This is a genomic window from Tsukamurella tyrosinosolvens (genome assembly GCF_900104775.1).
GTDB classification, from domain to species: Bacteria; Actinomycetota; Actinomycetes; order Mycobacteriales; family Mycobacteriaceae; genus Tsukamurella; species Tsukamurella tyrosinosolvens.
Genome location: NZ_FNSA01000003.1, coordinates 661,268 through 679,866, shown reverse-complemented (window position 1 = coordinate 679,866; position 18,599 = coordinate 661,268). Strand labels below are relative to the sequence as shown.

Annotated in this window: 23 protein-coding genes; 17 read left to right on the top strand and 6 right to left on the bottom strand. The window is 72.0% G+C overall.

Annotated elements, in window-relative coordinates; genetic code table 11:
* Nucleotides 1-6 precede the first annotated feature (6 nt).
* Complete coding sequence (locus BLW32_RS27380; RefSeq protein WP_170181094.1) at nt 7-168, top strand: DUF8730 family Cys-rich protein; 162 nt, start codon at nt 7-9, stop codon at nt 166-168.
* Between the two features lie 90 nt (nt 169-258).
* Here BLW32_RS27380 and BLW32_RS04700 read toward each other — a convergent pair whose 3' ends face one another.
* Nucleotides 259-1,695, bottom strand: a complete 1,437-nt coding sequence (locus BLW32_RS04700) for an amidase (protein WP_068740819.1) — start codon at nt 1,693-1,695, stop codon at nt 259-261.
* Between the two features lie 108 nt (nt 1,696-1,803).
* On the opposite strand from BLW32_RS04700, the gene BLW32_RS04695 reads away from it, so the two are divergent.
* Nucleotides 1,804-2,436, top strand: coding sequence for a TetR/AcrR family transcriptional regulator (locus BLW32_RS04695; protein WP_068523925.1), 633 nt, complete (start codon nt 1,804-1,806; stop codon nt 2,434-2,436).
* Here BLW32_RS04695 and BLW32_RS04690 read toward each other — a convergent pair.
* Entirely contained in the window at nt 2,433-2,909 is a 477-nt protein-coding gene (locus tag BLW32_RS04690; RefSeq protein WP_068523924.1) for a hypothetical protein, read from the bottom strand. The two genes, BLW32_RS04695 and BLW32_RS04690, sit on opposite strands and share 4 nt — an antisense overlap.
* Before the next feature lie 97 nt (nt 2,910-3,006).
* On the opposite strand from BLW32_RS04690, the gene BLW32_RS04685 reads away from it, so the two are divergent.
* On the top strand, nt 3,007-3,471 hold the full coding sequence (locus BLW32_RS04685) for a C40 family peptidase (RefSeq protein ID WP_068740818.1): 465 nt from the start codon (nt 3,007-3,009) through the stop codon (nt 3,469-3,471).
* A 90-nt stretch (nt 3,472-3,561) separates the two neighbouring features.
* Here the strand turns inward: BLW32_RS04685 and BLW32_RS04680 are convergent, their stop codons facing one another.
* Nucleotides 3,562-4,536, bottom strand: coding sequence for an o-succinylbenzoate synthase (locus tag BLW32_RS04680; RefSeq protein ID WP_068740817.1), 975 nt, complete (start codon nt 4,534-4,536; stop codon nt 3,562-3,564).
* 24 nt (nt 4,537-4,560) lie between these two features.
* Here BLW32_RS04680 and BLW32_RS04675 point away from each other — a divergent pair, with 24 nt between their 5' ends.
* The 5 genes from BLW32_RS04675 (at nt 4,561) to BLW32_RS04655 (ending at nt 7,468) form a co-directional block, all read left to right on the top strand.
* Nucleotides 4,561-5,487 carry a 1,4-dihydroxy-2-naphthoyl-CoA synthase gene (locus BLW32_RS04675; RefSeq protein WP_068523919.1) on the top strand — a complete coding sequence of 309 codons (927 nt, stop codon included), beginning with the start codon at nt 4,561-4,563 and terminating at the stop codon, nt 5,485-5,487.
* Nucleotides 5,488-5,493: 6 nt separating this feature from the next.
* Complete coding sequence (locus BLW32_RS04670) at nt 5,494-5,913, top strand: HIT family protein (RefSeq protein ID WP_139286069.1); 420 nt, start codon at nt 5,494-5,496, stop codon at nt 5,911-5,913.
* 44 nt (nt 5,914-5,957) lie between these two features.
* Entirely contained in the window at nt 5,958-6,407 is a 450-nt protein-coding gene (locus tag BLW32_RS04665) for an SRPBCC family protein (protein ID WP_068740815.1), read from the top strand.
* A gap of 115 nt (nt 6,408-6,522) precedes the next feature.
* Nucleotides 6,523-6,966 carry a hypothetical protein gene (locus tag BLW32_RS04660; protein WP_068740814.1) on the top strand — a complete coding sequence of 148 codons (444 nt, stop codon included), beginning with the start codon at nt 6,523-6,525 and terminating at the stop codon, nt 6,964-6,966.
* 40 nt (nt 6,967-7,006) lie between these two features.
* Nucleotides 7,007-7,468, top strand: coding sequence for an Rv1443c family protein (locus tag BLW32_RS04655; RefSeq protein WP_068740813.1), 462 nt, complete (start codon nt 7,007-7,009; stop codon nt 7,466-7,468).
* 9 nt (nt 7,469-7,477) lie between these two features.
* Here BLW32_RS04655 and BLW32_RS04650 read toward each other — a convergent pair whose 3' ends face one another.
* Both BLW32_RS04650 and BLW32_RS04645 read right to left on the bottom strand, forming a co-directional pair.
* Nucleotides 7,478-7,822, bottom strand: a complete 345-nt coding sequence (locus tag BLW32_RS04650) for a VOC family protein (protein WP_068740812.1) — start codon at nt 7,820-7,822, stop codon at nt 7,478-7,480.
* Nucleotides 7,823-7,842: 20 nt separating this feature from the next.
* Complete coding sequence (locus BLW32_RS04645; RefSeq protein WP_068740811.1) at nt 7,843-8,982, bottom strand: BTAD domain-containing putative transcriptional regulator; 1,140 nt, start codon at nt 8,980-8,982, stop codon at nt 7,843-7,845.
* 206 nt (nt 8,983-9,188) lie between these two features.
* Between BLW32_RS04645 and BLW32_RS04640 the strand changes: the two genes are divergently transcribed.
* The 8 genes from BLW32_RS04640 to BLW32_RS04605 all read left to right on the top strand — a co-directional run bounded on the left by BLW32_RS04640 (nt 9,189) and on the right by BLW32_RS04605 (nt 16,692).
* Nucleotides 9,189-10,436, top strand: a complete 1,248-nt coding sequence (locus tag BLW32_RS04640) for an inorganic phosphate transporter (RefSeq protein ID WP_068523903.1) — start codon at nt 9,189-9,191, stop codon at nt 10,434-10,436.
* Nucleotides 10,437-10,448: 12 nt separating this feature from the next.
* The gene (locus BLW32_RS04635; protein ID WP_068523901.1) at nt 10,449-10,751 is read left to right on the top strand and encodes a hypothetical protein; all 303 of its coding nucleotides are present in this window, start codon (nt 10,449-10,451) and stop codon (nt 10,749-10,751) included.
* 11 nt (nt 10,752-10,762) lie between these two features.
* Nucleotides 10,763-11,074, top strand: coding sequence for a DUF3349 domain-containing protein (locus tag BLW32_RS04630; RefSeq protein WP_068523899.1), 312 nt, complete (start codon nt 10,763-10,765; stop codon nt 11,072-11,074).
* A 146-nt stretch (nt 11,075-11,220) separates the two neighbouring features.
* Nucleotides 11,221-11,580 (top strand): DUF3349 domain-containing protein, encoded by a 360-nt coding sequence (locus tag BLW32_RS04625; RefSeq protein ID WP_068523897.1) that lies wholly within the window; start codon nt 11,221-11,223, stop codon nt 11,578-11,580.
* A complete protein-coding gene (menE, locus tag BLW32_RS04620; RefSeq protein WP_068740810.1) occupies nt 11,577-12,719 on the top strand; it encodes an o-succinylbenzoate--CoA ligase in 1,143 nt (380 codons plus the stop codon). The genes BLW32_RS04625 and menE overlap by 4 nt, the downstream gene beginning before the upstream one ends.
* A gap of 34 nt (nt 12,720-12,753) precedes the next feature.
* Complete coding sequence (locus BLW32_RS04615; RefSeq protein WP_068740809.1) at nt 12,754-13,899, top strand: DUF3089 domain-containing protein; 1,146 nt, start codon at nt 12,754-12,756, stop codon at nt 13,897-13,899.
* A gap of 103 nt (nt 13,900-14,002) precedes the next feature.
* On the top strand, nt 14,003-15,796 hold the full coding sequence (locus BLW32_RS04610; RefSeq protein WP_082791282.1) for an acyl-CoA dehydrogenase: 1,794 nt from the start codon (nt 14,003-14,005) through the stop codon (nt 15,794-15,796).
* Between the two features lie 20 nt (nt 15,797-15,816).
* On the top strand, nt 15,817-16,692 hold the full coding sequence (locus BLW32_RS04605) for a 1,4-dihydroxy-2-naphthoate polyprenyltransferase (protein ID WP_068740808.1): 876 nt from the start codon (nt 15,817-15,819) through the stop codon (nt 16,690-16,692).
* Nucleotide 16,693: 1 nt separating this feature from the next.
* Here the strand turns inward: BLW32_RS04605 and BLW32_RS04600 are convergent, their stop codons facing one another.
* Entirely contained in the window at nt 16,694-17,533 is an 840-nt protein-coding gene (locus tag BLW32_RS04600) for a helix-turn-helix transcriptional regulator (protein ID WP_068523889.1), read from the bottom strand.
* Nucleotides 17,534-17,652: 119 nt separating this feature from the next.
* Between BLW32_RS04600 and BLW32_RS04595 the strand changes: the two genes are divergently transcribed.
* Entirely contained in the window at nt 17,653-18,591 is a 939-nt protein-coding gene (locus tag BLW32_RS04595) for an SDR family oxidoreductase (protein ID WP_068740807.1), read from the top strand.
* The last annotated feature ends 8 nt before the right edge of the window (nt 18,592-18,599 follow it).

The window sequence follows — 18,599 nt, the reverse complement described above, 5'->3', positions numbered from 1 at the left end:
CGGCCCATGTGCAGTGCCATCACCTGCCGCGTGTGCGGCAAGACCACCTGGACCGGCTGCGGCTCCCACGTCGACGCCGTCCGCGCCACCGTCCGCCCCGAGGACTGGTGCGGCGGTCACGCCGCGTCCGCCGAGCAGCCCGCCAAGCGCGGCTGGTTCCGCCGCTGAATCGTCGGTCCGCTCCACGATTTCCCGTTCAGCTCGGCGGCACGGCACATATCGCCGCGCCGCCCGGCTGAACGAGAGTTTCGGCGACCGCTACCCGTCGATCCGCGCGAAGGGGCGCAGCTCCTCCACCTCGTAGGCCAACTCGAGCAGCGTCGCCTCCATCCCGGCCGGGCCCGCGAACTGGGCGCCCAGCGGGAGCCCGGCGCCGTCGAACCCGCACGGCACGGAGATCGCCGGGCCGCCGGAGACGTTGTTGAGCGGGGTGATGCCGACCATCGCGATGGTGCGGGACATGAACTCGTCGAAGGGCAGGGTCGGGTCGAGGTGGCCGATCCGCGGGGTCGTGTTCGTCATGGTCGGCGAGAGCATCGCGTCGACGCCGCGCTCGACGAACATCCGCTCGTAGTTCCCGGTGACCCGCCGCAGCCGCGCGATCGCGCCCGGGATCGACGGTGCGCCGCGCACCCCGGACCACAGCAGGCTGCGCGTCACGGGATCGAGCGCCGAGAAGGAGGCACGGCCGCGCGCCTCGACGGCGGTGGCGGCCACTTCGATCCCGGCGAGCAGGCCCCAGTAGTGCAGGAAGTCGTCGACGAAGCCGCCGTCGACGCGCAGGTCCGTCATCGAGAGCTCGACGATCTCGTGCCCCTGATCCGCGAGCTCGTCGGCGAGGGTGCGGACGGGCGCGAGGCATTCGTCGGCGATGCCGAACTCGGTGACCGACTCGGTGACCAGCCCGATCCGGCGGCGCCGACCCGGCCCGCGCACGTGCCCGACGGGCGGCAGCGCGGGATTCCGGCGGTGCCGCTCGGCCGCGGCGACGTACCGCGCGGTGTCGCGGACGGTGCGCGTGAGCACGCCCTCGCAGACCACGTTGACCGGCAGCACCTTCAGCTCCGGCATCTCCGCGAGCCGGCCGCGCGTGCCCTTGAGCCCGACGAGGCCGTTGAGCGACGCGGGGATCCGGATCGAGCCGCCGCCGTCGTTGCCGTGCGCGATGGGCAGCGCGCCCGAGGCCACCAGGGCCGCGGCGCCCGATGAGGAGCCGCCGACGGTGTAACCGGTGTTCCACGGGTTGCGGGCCGGCGCGCGGTCGGCGAACTCGGCGCTCGCGGTCATCCCGAACTCCGGCATCACCGTCGAGGCCAGCACGTTCATCCCCGTCGCCGCGAACTGCTCGCCGACCGGCCCCGACCGCGTGGCGGGCGTGGCGGGCAGGGCCGTCGAACCCATCGTCGTGGGCAGGCCCGCGAAGGCGGTGTTCTCCTTGATCGCCGACGGGACGCCGTAGAAGGCGGCGTCCGCCGGGGCCTGCGGCCCGGTCCCGCCCTCGGGGAGCCACCAGCGCACCGCCCGCGTCGCGGGGTCGACGGCGCGGATCCGCTCGGCCGCGGCCGCGGCGGCCTCGGCGACGCCGAGGGTGCCGGCGGCGATCGCCTCCGCGACGCCGGTGGCGTCGAGGGTGCCGAGCGCGTCGTCGGTGAAGGCGTTCGCCCGGGTGGCGGCGTGGGTGATGTCCGTGGTCATGGCTGCTCCTCCGGCGTGCGCGCCGAGTTTGTACAAACTTACAGAAATGGACGATAGCCCGAGTCTGGAACTTTGTACAGACTTTGTTCGCGGCCTAGACTGCGAGGCGTGGAGGAGCGCAGACACCGGCGGAGCACGCTCGAACGCAGGCGCGCGCTGCTCGAGGCGACGGTCGAGACCGTCGGCGAATCCGGGTACGCGTCCGTGACCCACCGCGCCGTGACGGCCCGCGCGGGCCTGCCCACGACGACCATCGGCTACTTCTTCGCCTCGATCGACGACCTGACGCACGAGGCCATGCGCACCTTCGTGGCCGAGGAGTTCGAGCGGCTCGCCGAGCTGTCGACGTTCCTCGAGAACACCTCGGCGAGTCCCGACGAGGTGATCGCCGCCTTCGCCGCCTCCTCCGAGGCGCGCGGCAACGAGTCGCTCGCGCTCATCGAGGCGTACCTGCGCGCGGCGCGCGATCCCGCGTCGCGGGTGCTGGTCGAGGACTACCTGCGCGCCGCCGACGCGGTGGCGCAGGGCGCGACCGCCCTGGCGGGCGCACAGATCGACCCCGCGACCGCGCGGGGCGTGGTGGCCCTCATCAACGGCTTCACGGTGCTGGACTCCGCCCTGCCCGACGCCGCCGACATCACGATCAAGATCCGCGCGCTCCGCACGATGCTGATCGGCGCCCTGTTCGAGCAGGGCCACGAGGACGCGGCCCGCGCGCTGCGGGACGGGGCCGAGACCTAGCTGGCGCCCGGCGCCAGGGTTCCCGTGCTGTCGTTCGCGGCGATGCGGGCGGCCATCCGCTCCTGCGCCTCGCGGATCCCGGTGGCGTAGGCGGGATCGATCGCCGAGTCCAGGGCGAAGTCGAACTCGCGGCTGGTCTGCAGCCGATCCGCGGCGTCGGTGAAGCGGCCCTGGCGGCGGTAGCCCTCCGCGAGGTTGAGGTGCAGCGACGGCATGAAGCCGGCGACGCTGAGCGACGGGTGCACGGCTTGCAGCTCGGCGTCCGAGACGTGCGCCGACTCCGCGAGGGCGACCTCGTCCCACTCCACCTCGGCGTCCAGCTCCTCCTGCACGTCGGCGATGTAATGCGCCGCGATGCACCGCGCGGCGTGATCGCCGGGCGCGATCCGCGCCCACGTCGACTCGAGCTTCTGCTTCCGCTCGGCGGGCTCCCCCGTCATCGCTGCGCCGAGCTCGGTCATCAGGTTCTCCATGCCCCGCACCCTAGTGCCCACCCCCGACAGGAAACTCCCCGCGGACTCCGGCCGCGAAATCCCCCGTCGACGGCATGCGTAGGACTACAAAGAAACGATGAGACGCACGCTGGTGGCCGCCGTATCCGCGCTGATGCTCGCGCTGGTGGGCGCGCCGCCGGCCCAGGCCGCCGATGTCGAGGCCGCCATCGCGCGCGGCATGACGCTCGTCGGCACCGACACCTTCGGCGAGTACGGCTGCGAGGACTTCGTCGACTTCGCCTACGGCAAGACCACCACCACCGGCATCCCGCGCGACCACGCCCGCTCCTTCTACGAGGCACTGAAGGCCAAGGGCCTCGGCCACTCCTCACTCCCCGCGCCGCGCGGCGCGCTCGTCTTCTCGCAGAGCGACTACGGCTACCACGTGGACATCTCCCTCGGGAACGGCACGTATCTCAGCGGCGGCGTTCAGGGGCTGTCCAACGGCTGGGGCGACGGCTCGCAGATCCAGATCATCCCGGAGCCCGACATCGCACCCAACTCCAGGCTGCTGGGCTGGGCCTACGCCCCGTGGAAGTAGCTCTCAGGGCCGGCGCCTCACGATGTCGACTTCTGCGGTAGCGGACGTGCGCAGGCGCACCTCTGCCGCACCAGAACACGACATCGTGAACTACCCAGCGAGCGCGTGGCACCGTCGCAGGCGATCGAGCCACCACTGCCGGCGCTCCCCCGTCACCTCGACCGCCGCCAGCTGCGCCTCGGTCGGCGCGACGGTCCGCACCCGCAGCGCGCCGTCGACGAGGGGGTGTTCGCCGAGGTCGGCGGTGAAGAAGCCGCCCGTGCCGAGGCCCGCGGCGTTGCCGTCGGGGACGCACGCCGCGGCCACGATCCCGGCCGACAGCCCGACCGCCGTGTCCAGCGCGGAGGAGACCGTCACCCGCACGCCCGCAGCGGCTTTCAACGCGGCGGCAACGTCCAGCACCGCCCGTACCCCGCCCAGCGGGGCCACCTTCACCACCGCGACGTCGGCGGCGCCGAGCTGCGCGACGCGCATCGGATCGTCCGCGCGGCGGATGGATTCGTCGGCGGCGATGTCGCAGGCGCCGCCCAGCCGGCGGCGGACCTCGGCGAGCTCCTCGACCGTGGCGCAGGGTTGTTCGGCGTAGTCGAGCGGGCCGCCGTCGAGCAGCCGGGTGAGAGCGCGCTCCGCCTGGTCGACGGTCCAGCCGCCGTTCGCGTCGACGCGGATCGCGGCGCCCGGCATCGCCGCGCGCACGGCCGCCACCCGCGCGACGTCCTGCGCCAGCGTCTGCCCCGTCTCGGCCACCTTCACCTTCGCGACCCGGCAGCCGGGGAAGCGCGCGAGCACCTCGGGGACGCGGCTCGGCCCGACGGCGGGCACGGTCGCGTTCACCGGCACCGCGGCGCGCAGCGGCTCCGGGAAGCCCTGGTAGGCGGCCTCGATCCCGGCCCGTAGCCAGTGCGCCGCCTCGGCGTCGTCGTACTCGGGGAAGGGCCCGAACTCGCCCCAGCCGGCCGGCCCCTCGAACACGACGGCCTCGCGCGCCGTGATCCCGCGGAACCGCACCCGCATCGGCAGGCGCACCACGCGCGCCGCGGCCACCAGTTCGTCGACGTCCACCACGACCCCAACAGTAGAGTCGGCTGCGTGACTTTCAACCCCGAGCTGTGGCAGCCGGTCCCCGGATTCGAGGACCTGACCGACATCACCTACCACCGGCACATCACGCAGGGCACCGTCCGCGTCGCCTTCGACCGGCCGGAGGTGCGCAACGCCTTCCGCCCGCACACCGTCGACGAGCTGTACCGCGCGCTCGACCATGCGCGACGGTCCGCCGACGTGGGCGCGGTCCTGCTCACCGGCAACGGGCCGGCCCCGAAGGACGGCGTGTGGTCGTTCTGCTCGGGCGGCGACCAGCGCATCCGCGGGCGCTCCGGCTACCAGTACGCGACGAGCCACGACGCCGACGTCGAGGCCGCCACCGCGGACGGCGTCGACGAGGCCCGGGTCAAGGCCGAGGGCGGCCGCCTGCACATCCTCGAGGTGCAGCGGCTCATCCGGTTCATGCCGAAGGTCGTGATCGCGCTGGTCAACGGCTGGGCCGCGGGCGGCGGTCACTCGCTGCACGTCACGTGCGACCTCACCCTCGCCAGCCGCGAGCACGCCAAGTTCAAGCAGACCGACGCCGACGTGGGCAGCTTCGACGCGGGCTACGGCAGCGCCTACCTCGCCAAGCAGGTGGGCAACAAGTTCGCGCGCGAGATCTTCTTCCTGGGCGACGTCTACAGCGCCGAGGACATGCACCGGATGGGCGCCGTGAACCGCGTCGTCGACCACGACCGGCTGGAGGACGTCGCGCTGGAGTGGTCCGCGAAGATCCTCGGCAAGAGCCCGCAGGCGCAGCGGATGCTCAAGTACGCGTTCAACCTCCCCGACGACGGGCTGGTCGGGCAGCAGCTGTTCGCCGGCGAGGCGACCCGCCTGGCGTACATGACCGACGAGGCCGTCGAGGGCCGCGACTCCTTCCTGGAGAAGCGCGCCCCCGACTGGTCGCCCTTCCCCTACTACTACTGAGTCCTGGTGGCGCAGTGCGTGTTCTGCGCGATCGTCGCGGGTGAGGCGCCCGCGGCGGTCGTCGCCGAGACGGACGAGGTGATCGCCTTCCTCGACGTCCGCCCGATGAGCGAGGGGCACACCCTCGTGGTCCCGAAGCGGCACGCGGCGCGCCTCGCCGACCTCCCCGCCGACGACGGCGCGCGGATGTTCGCGCTCGGGCACCGTATGGCCCGGGCGGCACGCGACGGCGGGCTCCGGGCGGACGGCGTGAACCTCGTCGTCAACGACGGCCGCGCCGCCTTCCAGACCGTCGATCACGTTCACCTGCACGTGATCCCGCGATTCGCGGGCGACAAACGCGCGGTGCTCGGCCGGTTCCTCCGCCGCAAGCCGCGCACGTCCGACGGTGCCGCCGCCCTCCTCCGCGCGGCCCTGCCGGACTGACACCGGACGCTGACATCGGGCACCGCCGCGCGTATCGTGCTCGCATGGACGTCGATGTAGTGGTCGAGCGCGTGATTCCCGTTGCGCGCGAGCGGGTCGCGGGGTTCGCGGGCGATCCGTCGAACGCCCCGCGGTGGTACGCGAACATCCGCTCCGTCGCGTGGCGGACGGAACCGCCGGTGGCGATCGGTTCGCGGATGGACTTCGAGGCGCGGTTCCTGGGGCGGCCGCTGGCGTACACCTACGAGGTGACGGAGCTCGTCGCGGGCGAGCGGATGGTGATGCGCACCGCCGACGGCCCCTTCCCGATGGAGACCACGTACACGTGGGAGATGGTGCCCGGCGGCACACTCATGCGGCTGCGGAACCGCGGCACCCCCAGCGGTTTCGCCCGGGTCGCCGCTCCGGTCATGGCGCGGGCGATGCGGTCCGCGATGACGAAGGACCTCGACCTCCTGAGCCGTCTCCTCGTCGACGGCGACCCGCGCACCTGACGTGACAGCGCGCATCCGGCACACCATGTCGGTGCCTTGGGTAACGAATTCGATCGGCCTCCGCGATAGTCCCCGTGTCAGACACGACGCACCTTCACCGAGGAGCACTGATCGCATGACCGCACGCACCACCCGCATCGCCCTGGCCGCCGGCGCCTGCGCCGCACTCGCGCTCGGAGCGCTGCCCGCCACCGCGAACGCCGACACCGTCGTCCGATTCGACGGCTGGGTCACCACTCCGGGCTTCGCCGATCCGATGCCCTTCCCCACCGTGCACTACACCGGCGCCGTCGACGCGAAGGGCTGGATCACCGTGCGCCCCGACTGCATCAAGGGCGCGCTCGGCGGCCCGACCGCGCCGTGCGTCGACAACCCCGGCACCCGCGCGCAGATCGCCACGCGCACCCTGAGCTGGTGGAACGACGGCAAGCGCTACGGCGGCGAGGTCACAGCCCGACCCGACGGCTCCTTCACCACGCTGATCGGCGAGAAGAAGGTCACGTTCACCGTCGGCGGGCCGGGCACCGTCGGAAAGGCCGTCGGGCACTACTCCGCCTGACCCCTTCCCAGACATCTCCGCACCGGGTAGCGTCGACAATATGGGAATCATTTCCATTAGCACCGACCTTCCGCTGCCCGCCGCCCGCGCCCGGACGATGGCGGCGACGCCCGAGGTCATGCTCTTCGTCCTCGCGCCCGTGCTGTCCTTCGACCTGGCCGGGGCCCCGCCCGCGGGCGTTCCCGTCGAGGTGGGCTTCTCGGCGCGCAGGCGCGTGCGCTGGCTCGGCGTGCTCCCCAGCTGGACCCACGAGATCACGGTCCGGCGGCTCGACGACCTCGAGATCTACACCAACGAGCACGGCGGCCCCATCCGGGTGTGGAACCACCGCCTCACCTTCGAGCCGCTCGGCCCGGACCGCTGCCGCTACACCGACGCGATCGAGATCGAGGACGGTGTCCAGGGCCTGCTCACGGGCCTGTTCGTGCGCGCGATGTTCCGGCACCGGCATCGACGGTGGCGCGTCCTGGCGGCCACCGTCGCAGCGATCGACGCGGGTTAGCGGCGCCGGTCAGCCGTGCGCACGCTGGTGCCGCGGCTGGTACAGCCCGATCGCACCGCCGCCCGGGAGCGTCAGCGACGTGAGCAGGCCCCAGCCCTGATCGGTGATGGGCGCCGCCTCGACACCCTTCGCCCGCAGCGCCGCGACCTCCGCCTCGACGTCGTCGCACATCAGGTACAGCTCCTGCTTCGGCGGCCCGTCCGTCGGATGAACCGCGACCTCCGACGCGGGCAGCGGCAGGATCAGCCACCCCTGGCCGGCGTCGACCCCCTCGACGCCGAGGACGTCGCGCAGGAACGCACGGTCGGCGTCCGCATCGGCGGAGTAGTGGATGATGTGCGCCCCGTTGATCATCCGCCTACCGTAGCGCCTCGCTACTCCTCGATCACGCGGAAGCGGAAGGTGGTGCGGCCGAGGGTGAGCTCGTCACCGTCGGACAGCGGGTGCTGGCCGGCGACGCGTCGCTCGCCCACGTAGGTGCCGTTGGAGGACTGCAGGTCTCGCACGGCGAAGCCGCTCACGGAGCCGGTGATCACGGCGTGCTCCCGGGAGACCTTGGTGTCGTCGATGCTGATGTCGTTGTCGGGGAGGCGGCCGAGCCGGACCTCGCCGCGTACCGGGTACTCCGTGCCGTCCTCGGCGGTGAGCGTGCCGCGGGGGCCGGCGCCGTCGATGGTCACGTCGGTCTCGGTCTTCTCGAAGGCGCGGCCGTCGCCCGGCTGCGCGGCGGGGCGCGCGACGGTGAACGCCAGCTGTTCCTGCCGCAGCACCTTGCCCTCCAGCTCGACGAGGGCGGGCGTCGGATCGGCGCCGAGCTCGTCGGCGAGGGTGCGGCGCAGGTCGCGGGCGGCCTCGAGGGCGTCCGCCTGGCGGCCCGTCACGTAGAGCGCGGTGATGAGCTGACCCCACAGCGGCTCCTGCAGCGGATGCTCGGAGACGAGGCGGCGCAGTTCCCCGATGACCGACGCGGCGCGGCCGGCGGCGATCTCCGCGTCGTACATCGCGGACTGCACCGCGGCACGCTCCTCGGCCATGCCGATGGCGAAGTTGTCGGCGAACTGCAGGCCCCGCAGATCGGCGACGGCGTCGCCGCGGAACTCCGACAGCGCGGAGGCGAACGCCAGCGAGGCCTGGTCGTAGCGGCCGGCCGCGGCGAGCTCGGCGCCGCGCCGGCGGGCCGAGTCGAACCGGCCGATGTCGGACTGCTCGGGCTCGAGGTCGAGGCGATAGGTGGACCCGGAGGTGACCAGCAGGCCGTCGAGGCCCGAGCCGGCGCCCGGGCCGCGCAGCGCCTTGCGCAGGCCGCTGACGAAGACCTGCAGGCTGGCACGCGCGGAGGCGGGCGGGTTGCCGTCCCAGACCTGCTCGCTGAGCGAGTCGACGGTGACGGCGCGGCCGCGGTTCATCACCAGCAGCGCGAGCACGGAGCGCGGCTTCACGCCCGAGACCTCGTTGGGTGCGCCGTCCACGGAGAGCGAGACCTGGCCCAACACGCGGATATCCAAAGACGCCATGCGCAAATAGTAGTCACGGCGCATCAGTCGGCCTGCGGACACCGTTGAAAGGGCATAAATCGGACAGCGTCGGGGGATTCTGAGAGCGTCCTGAATGAACATTGGGTGAACGCTCGCCGGACGAGCGCGAACCTGCAGGTCAGAAGGATGTCGGACCCGTCTCACCCGTTTGGTGGAACGGGACCCTCGGCCTCAGTATTTTCACCATGAACAGCGAACTCATCATCCTGCTGTTGGTGATCGTGACGGCCCTCGCCTTCGACTTCACCAACGGCTTCCACGACACGGGCAACGCGATGGCCACCTCCATCGCGACCGGTGCCCTGAAGCCGAAGACGGCCGTGAGCCTGTCGGCGATCCTGAACCTGGTGGGTGCCTTCCTGTCCGTCGAGGTCGCTCTGACCGTGACCAACGCGGTGATCAAGATCCAGAACAAGGACGGCTCGCCGAAGCCCGAGCTCATCGAGAACGGCGGCCGCGCGCTGCTGATCATCGTGCTGGCCGGCCTCATCGGCGGCATCATCTGGAACCTGCTGACCTGGCTGCTCGGCCTGCCCAGCTCCAGCTCGCACGCGCTGTTCGGCGGCATGATCGGCGCCGCGATCGCCGCCCTCGGCGTCAGCGGCGTCGTCTGGAACGGCACCGCCAAGCTCGACGGTGTCATCGGCAAGGTCGTCCTCCCGGCGCTGTTCGCCCCGGTCGTCGCAGGCATCGTCGCCGCCGTGGGCACGTTCCTGGTGTTCAAGATCGTCGCCGGCGTCGCGGAGCGGTTCACCGAGGAGGGCTTCCGCTGGGGCCAGATCGGCACCGCCTCGCTCGTCTCGCTGGCGCACGGCACCAACGACGCGCAGAAGACCATGGGCGTCATCACCCTCGCGCTGATCGGCTACAGCCAGGGCAACCCCGGCAGCAGCGGAAGCCTCCTCTTCTGGGACGACACGCACGGCGTCCCGCTGTGGGTGAAGTTCTCCGCCGCCGCCGCGATCGCCCTGGGCACCTTCCTGGGCGGCTGGCGCATCATCCGCACCCTGGGCAAGGGCCTGATCGAGATCAGCTCGCCGCAGGGCATGGCCGCCGAGGCCTCGTCGGCCACCATCATCCTCGTGTCGAGCCACCTCGGCTTCGCGCTCTCGACGACGCACGTCGCCACGGGCTCGATCCTCGGCTCGGGCGTCGGCAAGCCGGGCGCGACGGTCCGCTGGAACGTCGCGCTCCGCATGGTCGCCGCCTGGGTGATCACGCTGCCCGCCGCCGCCCTCGTCGGCGCGGTGATGTACTTCGTGGCCGCGAAGATCCCGACCCTGGCGGGTCCGATCGTCGCCTTCGCCATCCTCTGCGCCCTGTCGGGCTACATGTACTGGCGCGCCCAGCAGCAGAAGGTCGACTCCAACAACGTCAACGCCGAGTGGGACGACGAGACCAACGCGGTCGCGCCCACCGAGGCCAAGGTCTAAGGGGACCAGAGCATGCATACGATTTCCCTCGCCCTCGACGCTGTGTGGAAGGTCCTCCTCGTGGGCCTCATCCTCGGCGCCGGTCTGCCCGCCCTCTTCGCTGTGGGGGTCCGCGGTCTCGCGATCGGCAACGGTCACGAGCGGGAGGACGGCACCGTCCACAAGCCCAACCCGGTGGGCAACGCGCTCGCCGCGATCGCCTTCCTCATCGTGATCGTCGCGGTCGTGCTCGGCGTCTCGATGATCGTGGCCTCGGGCTTCAAGTACGAGCTCACCTTCGACAACATCTACCCGTGGTTCGAGAAGAAGAAGTAAGGGCCGACGACATGACCACCGAGAACTCCCAGGACGGCGTCCTCCAGCAGGTCCTCGACTGGCTCCGCGCCGGTTACCCCGAGGGCGTGCCGCCGAAGGACTACTTCCCCCTGCTCGCGCTGCTCACCAAGCAGCTGTCGGAGACCGAGGTCGACGCGGTGATCGGCCGCATCCTGGCCCAGCGCCCCGACGAGGTCCACAAGGACGAGATCGAGGCCGCGATCACCAAGGTGACCCAGGCCGAGCCCAGCGACGAGGACCTGCGCCACGTCGCGAGCAAGCTGGCCGCCGGCGGCTGGCCGCTCACCGGTTTCGCCAGCTGAAACACGTTCTCTTCGCTGTCGCTCTCCCGAGCCGCGGACGGCCCCCTATCCTGGAGTCCGGATAGGGGGCCGTTCCCGTATCGGTGCCCGTATCGACGGCACTACCGCGCCCCAGGGCGCACCCTCGCACCGGAGGTGGGGTCTTCATGAGTTCGAGTTCGAGTCCGGGCTTCCTGGCCAGGATCGTCGATTGGCTGCGTGCCGGGTATCCCGACGGGGTGCCCAGCACCGACTACCAGCCGCTCCTCGCGCTGCTCGACCGACAGCTGACGAAGGAGGAGCTGCGGGAAGTCACGCGCGAACTGATCGACGACGCGCACCTCTCCCCCGAGGGGCTCGAGCCGATCACCCGCGTCGACGCGGGCGTCGCCATCAGCGGCCACACCCACGAGATGCCGCTCGAGAAGGACATCACCCGCGTCCGCGAGCGCCTCGAGCGCAAGGGCTGGCCCTTCGACGACGCCCCGCTCAACCCCGGCGGCTGCCCCAAGACGCACGGCGAGTGAACCTCGAACCGCTGCGGATCGACACCGTCGCATCCGCCCTGCCGCAGTTGACCGCCCTGTTGGAGGGCACGGCGCCCGCGTGGCTGCCGGTGCCCGCGCACGATCCGCGCGAGGCCGAGCGGCTCACCGGCGCGCTCGCCGCGGGCACCCCGATCGACGAGCGCGTGGCCCTCGTCGTCGCCACGTCCGGCACGACCGGCACCCCCAAGGGCGCGATGCTCACCCGCGAGGCCCTCGCCGCCAGCGCCGCGGGGACGCACGCGCGGCTCGGCGGCCCCGGGCAGTGGCTGCTCGCCATGCCGCCGCAGCACGTCGCGGGCGTACAGGTGATGCTCCGCTCCCTCGCCGCGGGCCACGCGCCCGCGGAGCTCGACGTGCGCGCCGGCTTCGACCCGTCCGCCCTCGCCGCGGCCCACGCCCGGATGACCGCGGACCGTCGGTACGTCTCCCTCGTCCCCACCCAGCTCGTGAAGGTCCTCGCGGACCCCGCCGCGACGGAGGCCCTCGCCCGGTTCGACGGGGTGCTCATCGGCGGCGCCGCCTGTCCCGCCCCGGTCCGCGAGGCGGCGCTCGCCGCCGGCGTCCGCATGGTCCGCACGTACGGGATGAGCGAGACCGCCGGAGGCTGCGTGTACGACGGTGCGCCCCTCCCGGGCGTCGAGATCCGCCTGGACGGCCCCGCATCGCGCGTCGTCCTCGGCGGCCCGACGGTGGCCCTCGGCTACCGGAACCTCCCCGAGCACCCCGCCTTCGCCGAGCCCGGCTGGTTCCGCACCGACGACGCGGGGACGCTCACGGACGGCGTCCTCGCCGTCACGGGCCGCCTCGACGAGGCCATCTCCACCGGCGGCCTGACGGTGCTCCCGCAGGTCGTCGAGGCCGTGCTCGCCCGGGTGCCCGGCGTGGCCGAGGTCGCCGTCTTCGCCCAGCCCGATCCGCGGCTCGGCCAGCGGGTGGCCGCGGCGGTCGTGCCGGGGCCGGGGGCGGACGTCACCGTCGAACTGCTGCGGGAGGCCGTCGAGGCCGAGCTGGACCGGACGGCGGCCCCGCGGGCGCTGTACCTCCTCGACGCGCTGCCCCGGCGCGGGCCCGGCAAGGTCGACCGGCGGGCGCTGGTCGACCGATTCTCCGAATACTGAGAGAATTCCAAAACTTCCGGTATATCGTCGCCGCATGATCCTCCGGCGCGCCCTCGGGCGACTCGCAGCGGTAACGGCGACCCTCGCGCTCGGCGCGGGCCTGGCGGCGGGCGCGGCCCAGGGCGCACCGTCGACGACGTGGATGTGCCGGCCGGGCACGGCGAACCCGTGCACCCTCCCCACCGACACCACCGACCTCGGCACCGGGAAGAGCACACCGGCGCGGAAGGTGACCGACGCCGAGAAGGCCGTCGACTGCTTCTACGTCTATCCGACGGTGACCAACCAGGTGGCGCTCAACGCCAACCCGGTCCGCATGCCCGAGGTGGACTCGATCGCCCGGTTCCAGGCGGCGCGGTTCGGGTCGATGTGCCGAGTCTTCGCGCCGGTCTACCCGCAGATCACGCTGACGGGCCTCGCGCCCACGATGCTGATGCACCTCCGGCCGGTCGTGGACACCGCGTACGACGCCGTGCGGACGGCCTGGCGCGAGTACCTGGCGCGCGACAACGGCGGCCGCGGCGTCGTGCTCATCGGACACTCACAGGGAACGATGATGCTGCGCAAGCTGATCCGCGAGGAGATCGACGGCAACGCGGCGGTCCGGAACCGCCTCGTCGGCGCCTTCCTGATGGGCGGCAACGTGACCACGGCGACGGGAAGCACGACGGGTGGCGACTTCCGGAACATCCCGCTGTGCACCCGCCGCGGCGAGTTCGGCTGCGTCGTGGCGTACTCCACCGACACCGCCGCGCCGGTGATCTCGATGTTCGGCAACACCGACCTCGACCTGCTCTCCCAGACGATGGAGCTCCCCGTGGGCGCGGGCAAGCACGTCGCCTGCACCGACCCCGGCCCGCTGTCCGGCGACTCCGGTCCCGTCGGCGTGACGGTGCCGAGCGAGCGCTACGCGTTCGGGATCATCTCCGTGCTCATGGACTACACGACGTTCCCCAAGGCCCTGCCCACGTCGGCGAGCACGTGGACGGTGAGCAGGAGCCGCGGCGTGGGCGGCTGCTCGGAGGTCAACCGGCACAGCATGTACCGGATCCGCCTGACGGTGCCGCAGCCGATCAACGAGCTGCCGCTGATGGGCACGCACCTGCTGGACGTGAACTTCGGGCTGGACCGGCTCGTGTCGATCGCGACGCAGCAGTCCGCGGCGTGGCGCGCCCGCTGACCGCAGGTTGACGGACGTCACAAATATTCATGGTTGAAGGAATTTCGGGTAAGGTTACCGCCGAGTAAGATCGCTCCGCAGTATCAGCCCGGATCGGAGAACCGTGAAGCAGAACATCGCAGCGCAGACCCCGCTGCTCAATCCCCGTGACGTCGACTTCCTGCTCTACGAGTGGCTGAACGCGGAGGAGCTCACCAAGCGCGACGTCTTCGCGGACCACTCGAAGGAGACCTTCGACGCCGCGCTCGACCTGGCGGCCGACATCGCGGTGCAGAAGCTGTCGAACCACTACAAGGACGCCGACGCGAACGAGCCGACGATCCAGCCCGACGGCACCGCGAAGACGCTCCCCGCGACCAAGGCCGGGCTCGACGCGATCGCGGCCTCGGGCCTGACCTTCGGCGAACTCCCCGCCGAGGAGGGCGGCATCGGCCTGCCCTCGCTGATCAGCAAGGCCGCGTTCGCGTGGATGCAGGCCGCGAACGTCTCCACCACCGTCTACTCGGGCCTCACCCTGGGCAACGGCAACGTGATCCGCTCCTTCGGCACCGACGAGCAGAAGCGGCTGTTCCTCGAGCCGATGATCGAGGGCCGGTTCACCGGCACCATGTGCCTCTCGGAGCCCGACGCCGGCTCCGCGCTCGCCGACATCAGCGCGAAGGCCGAGCCGCGCGAGGACGGCAGCTACGCCATCACCGGCACCAAGATGTGGATCACCGGCGGCGACCACGAGATGTCCGAGAACATCGTCCACCTCGTGCTCGCGAAGGTCCCCGGCGCGCCGGACGGCGTCAAGGGCATCTCGCTGTTCATCGTGCCGAAGTACCTGGTGAACGACGATCAGTCGGTCGGCGAGCGCAACGCCGTGACGCTGGTCAGCCTGAACCACAAGATGGGCAACAAGGGCACCACCAACTGCCTGCTCTCGCTCGACGGTGCCACCGGCTACCTGGTGGGCACCGAGAACCGCGGCCTGGTCCAGATGTTCCAGATGATGAACGAGGCGCGCGTCGCCGTGGGCCTCGCGTCGTCGGCGATCGGCTACACCGGCTACCTGCAGTCGCTGGAGTACGCCAAGACCCGCGTGCAGGGCCGGCCCGTGACCGCCCCGACGGGTCCGCAGGTCCCGATCATCGAGCACCCCGACGTGCGCCGAATGCTGCTCGCGCAGAAGAGCTACGTCGAGGGCGGCCTGGCGCTCGCGCTGTTCGGGGCGCGCCTCGTCGACGACGCGGACACCGCACCGTCGGAGGAGGAGCGGACCGCCGCCGGGCAGCTGCTCGACTTCCTCACCCCGATCATCAAGAGCTGGCCCAGCGAGTGGGCGACGAAGGCCAACGACTACGCCATCCAGATCCACGGCGGCTACGGCTACACGCGCGAGTTCAACGTCGAGCAGCTGTACCGGGACAACCGGCTCAACGCGATCCACGAGGGCGCCAAGGCGATCCACGGCCTGGATCTGCTGGGCCGCAAGGTGCCGCAGCACGGCGGCGCGGCCTTCGGCGCGCTGCTGGGTCGGATCGAGGCGACGGCCGCCCGCGCCGACAAGGTCGACGAACTGGCGCCGCACGCCACCGCGCTGCGGACGGCCGCGCAGCGCGCCGTGGAGGTCACGATGGCGCTCGGCGGCACCGGCGATCCCGCGCTGTCGCTGGCGAACGCGACGTCCTACCTCGACGGCCTCGGGCACGTCGTGGTGGCGTGGCTGTGGCTGGACCAGGCGCTCGCGACCTACGCGGAGGACGGCACCGCGCGCGAGGACGCCTTCTACCGCGGCAAGCGGGCGGCGACGCAGTACTTCTTCGTCTACGAGCTGCCCAAGGCGCACACCGAGTTCGACCTGCTGGCCGCGCTCGACCGCACCACGCTCGACCTGGACACCTCCGTCCTGTAGCGACTGCATAGGCTGGGTGCATGGCAACCGCAGCGCAGTGGCTCGAAGGGGCCCGCCCCCGCACGCTCCCGAACGCGATCGCCCCGGTGATCGCGGGTACGGGGGCGGCGGGCTTCCTGGGCGAGGCGGTCTGGTGGAAGGCACTCCTGGCGCTGGTGGTATCGCTGTCGCTGATCCTGGGCGTGAACTTCGCCAACGACTACTCCGACGGCATCCGCGGCACCGACGACGACCGCGTCGGGCCGCTGCGCCTCGTCGGGTCGGGGCTCGCCTCGCCCGCGGCGGTGAAGCGCGCGGCGTTCGCCTGTTTCGGCGTCGGCGGCGTCGCCGGTGTCGTCCTGTCGCTCACGTCGGCGCCGTGGCTGATCCTCGTGGGCCTGGGGTGCGTGGCCGGGGCCTGGTTCTACACGGGCGGGAAGAAGCCGTACGGCTACCTGGGCTTCGGCGAGATCGCGGTCTTCGTCTTCTTCGGGCTGGTCGCGGTGCTCGGCACCGAGTTCGTGCAGGCCGGGCGGATCGACGCCTCGGGCGTGCTCGCGGCGTGCGCGGTGGGCTCGTACAGCTCGGCGGTGCTCGTCGCCAACAACCTGCGCGACATCCCCACCGACCGCGAGTCCGGCAAGATCACCCTCGCCGTCCGGCTGGGGGACTCCCGCACCCGAGTGTTGTTCTCCGTCCTCGTCGCCGTCCCGACGGTGCTGGGCCTGGCCCTCGCGGCCGTCGCCACCCCGTGGGCGCTCCTGTCGCTCGCCTCGGCCCCCCTCGCCGTGCGCGCCGCGCTGCCGGTGAGCCGCGGCGGCCAGGGCCCCGCCCTGATCCCCGCCCTCGCCCAGACCGGCCTCGCCATGCTCGTCTGGTCCATCGGCGCCGCGATCGGCCTGTTCCTGGGCGCGTGAGTCAGCCGCGTGCCGCGGCACCCACGACGGAGAGCAACTGCAGCTTCTCGTAACTCTCCGATCCGGGCTGCGCGGTGTACACGAGCAGCAGGTGCGACTGCTCCGGGTCCACGAGGTGCTGGCAGTCCAGCTCGAGCGTCCCCACCTCCGGGTGGATGAAGCGCTTCACCGCGTTCGGGCGGATCCCCACCGGATGCGCCTCCCACAGCGCCGCGAACTCCGCGCTGCGCTCGAGCAGCAGCTCCGCGTACTCCGCCGCGCGGGAGCCGGGCCCGCGGAGCGCCGCCACCCCGCGCAGGCCCGAGACGAACATCGACGACAGGAACGCGTGGTCGTCCGGATGGTGGATCGCTCGGCTCGCCGGATCGGTGAACCACCGGTATCCGACGCTGCGCTCGGGGCCGGTGTAGCCGGTGGTGTCGCCCGTCAGCGCCACCGAGAGCGGCGTCTGCCGCAGGGTCTCCCCCAGCTCGGTGACGATCTCCGCCGGGGTGTCGGACAGGCGGTCCAGCACGCGGGCCAACCCCGGACCGATGTGATCGCCGGTCGCGCCCCGGGGCGGCGCGTGCTGCCCCGCCAACCGGAAGAGGTGGTCGCGCTCGTCGAGGCTCAGGTGCAGGCCCTGCGCGATGGCCGCGATCATCTGCGGCGACGGGTGCGGGCCGCGCTGCCGTTCGAGCCGGGTGTAGTAGTCGACCGACATGTGGCACAGCGCCGCGACCTCCTCCCGCCGCAGGCCCTGCGTCCGCCGCCGCTGCCCCCGCGGGAGCCCCACGTCCTCCGGCTGCAGGGCCTCCCGCCGCCGGCGGAGGAACTCCGCGAGCCCTTCCCGGTCGATCATCCGCACCTCCTGCCGACGACGGTACTGGGGCCGGACCGATCGCGACGCCCGCTGGGCACTCTCATCCGGGGATCGGCGGTCCCTGGATGAGCTTCCGCGGCACTGCGAGGCTGGCAGCCATGAACCGAGCACCGATCGACCTCCCTCTTCCCGATCTCACCGGCAAGCGCGCCGTCGTGACCGGCGGCACCGACGGCATCGGCCTCGGCATCGCGCGCCGCCTCGCCGCGGCGGGCGCGGACGTCATCCTGCCTGCGCGGAACGCCGCGAAGGCCGAGGCGGCGGTCGCCGCGATCGGCGCCGCGGCGCCGGCGGCGACCGTCTCCACGCACCCCCTCGACCTGTCGTCCCTCGCATCCGTGGCGGCGCTCGGCCGCACGCTGCTCGACGACGGCCGCCCCATCGACCTGCTCATCAACAACGCCGGCGTGATGACCCCGCCCACCCGGCAGACGACCGCCGACGGCTTCGAGCTCCAGTTCGGGACCAACCACCTCGGCCATGTCGCGCTGGTCGCGCACCTGTTGCCGCTGCTCCGCGCGGGGCGGGCCCGCGTCACGTCGCAGATCAGCATCGCCGCCAATGAGAGGTCCATCAACTGGGACGACCTGAACTGGGAGCGGTCCTACAACGGCTCCGGCGCCTACAGCCAGTCCAAGATCGCCTTCGGCCTGTTCGGCCTCGAACTGGATCGGGTGAGCCGGGAGCGGGGCTGGGGCATCACCAGCAACCTGTCCCACCCCGGCGTCGCCCCGACCAGCCTCCTGGCGGCGCGACCGGAGATCGGCCGCGACGGTGACACGCTGGGGGTGCGGGTCATCCGCCGGTTGTCGGCGCTGGGACTCGTGGTCGGTACCGCGGAGACCGCCGCCCTCCCCGCGCTCATGGCCGCGACGGCGCCGGACGGCGCGGGCGGGTTGTACGGACCCAAGGGCTTCATGCACCTCGGGGGCCCGCCCGCCGAACAACCGCTCTACAGCAGGATCCGCAGCGAGGAGGAGGCCCGTCGCATGTGGCGGATCTCGGAGAGCATGACCGGGGTCGCCTTCCCGGACTGACCCCCGTC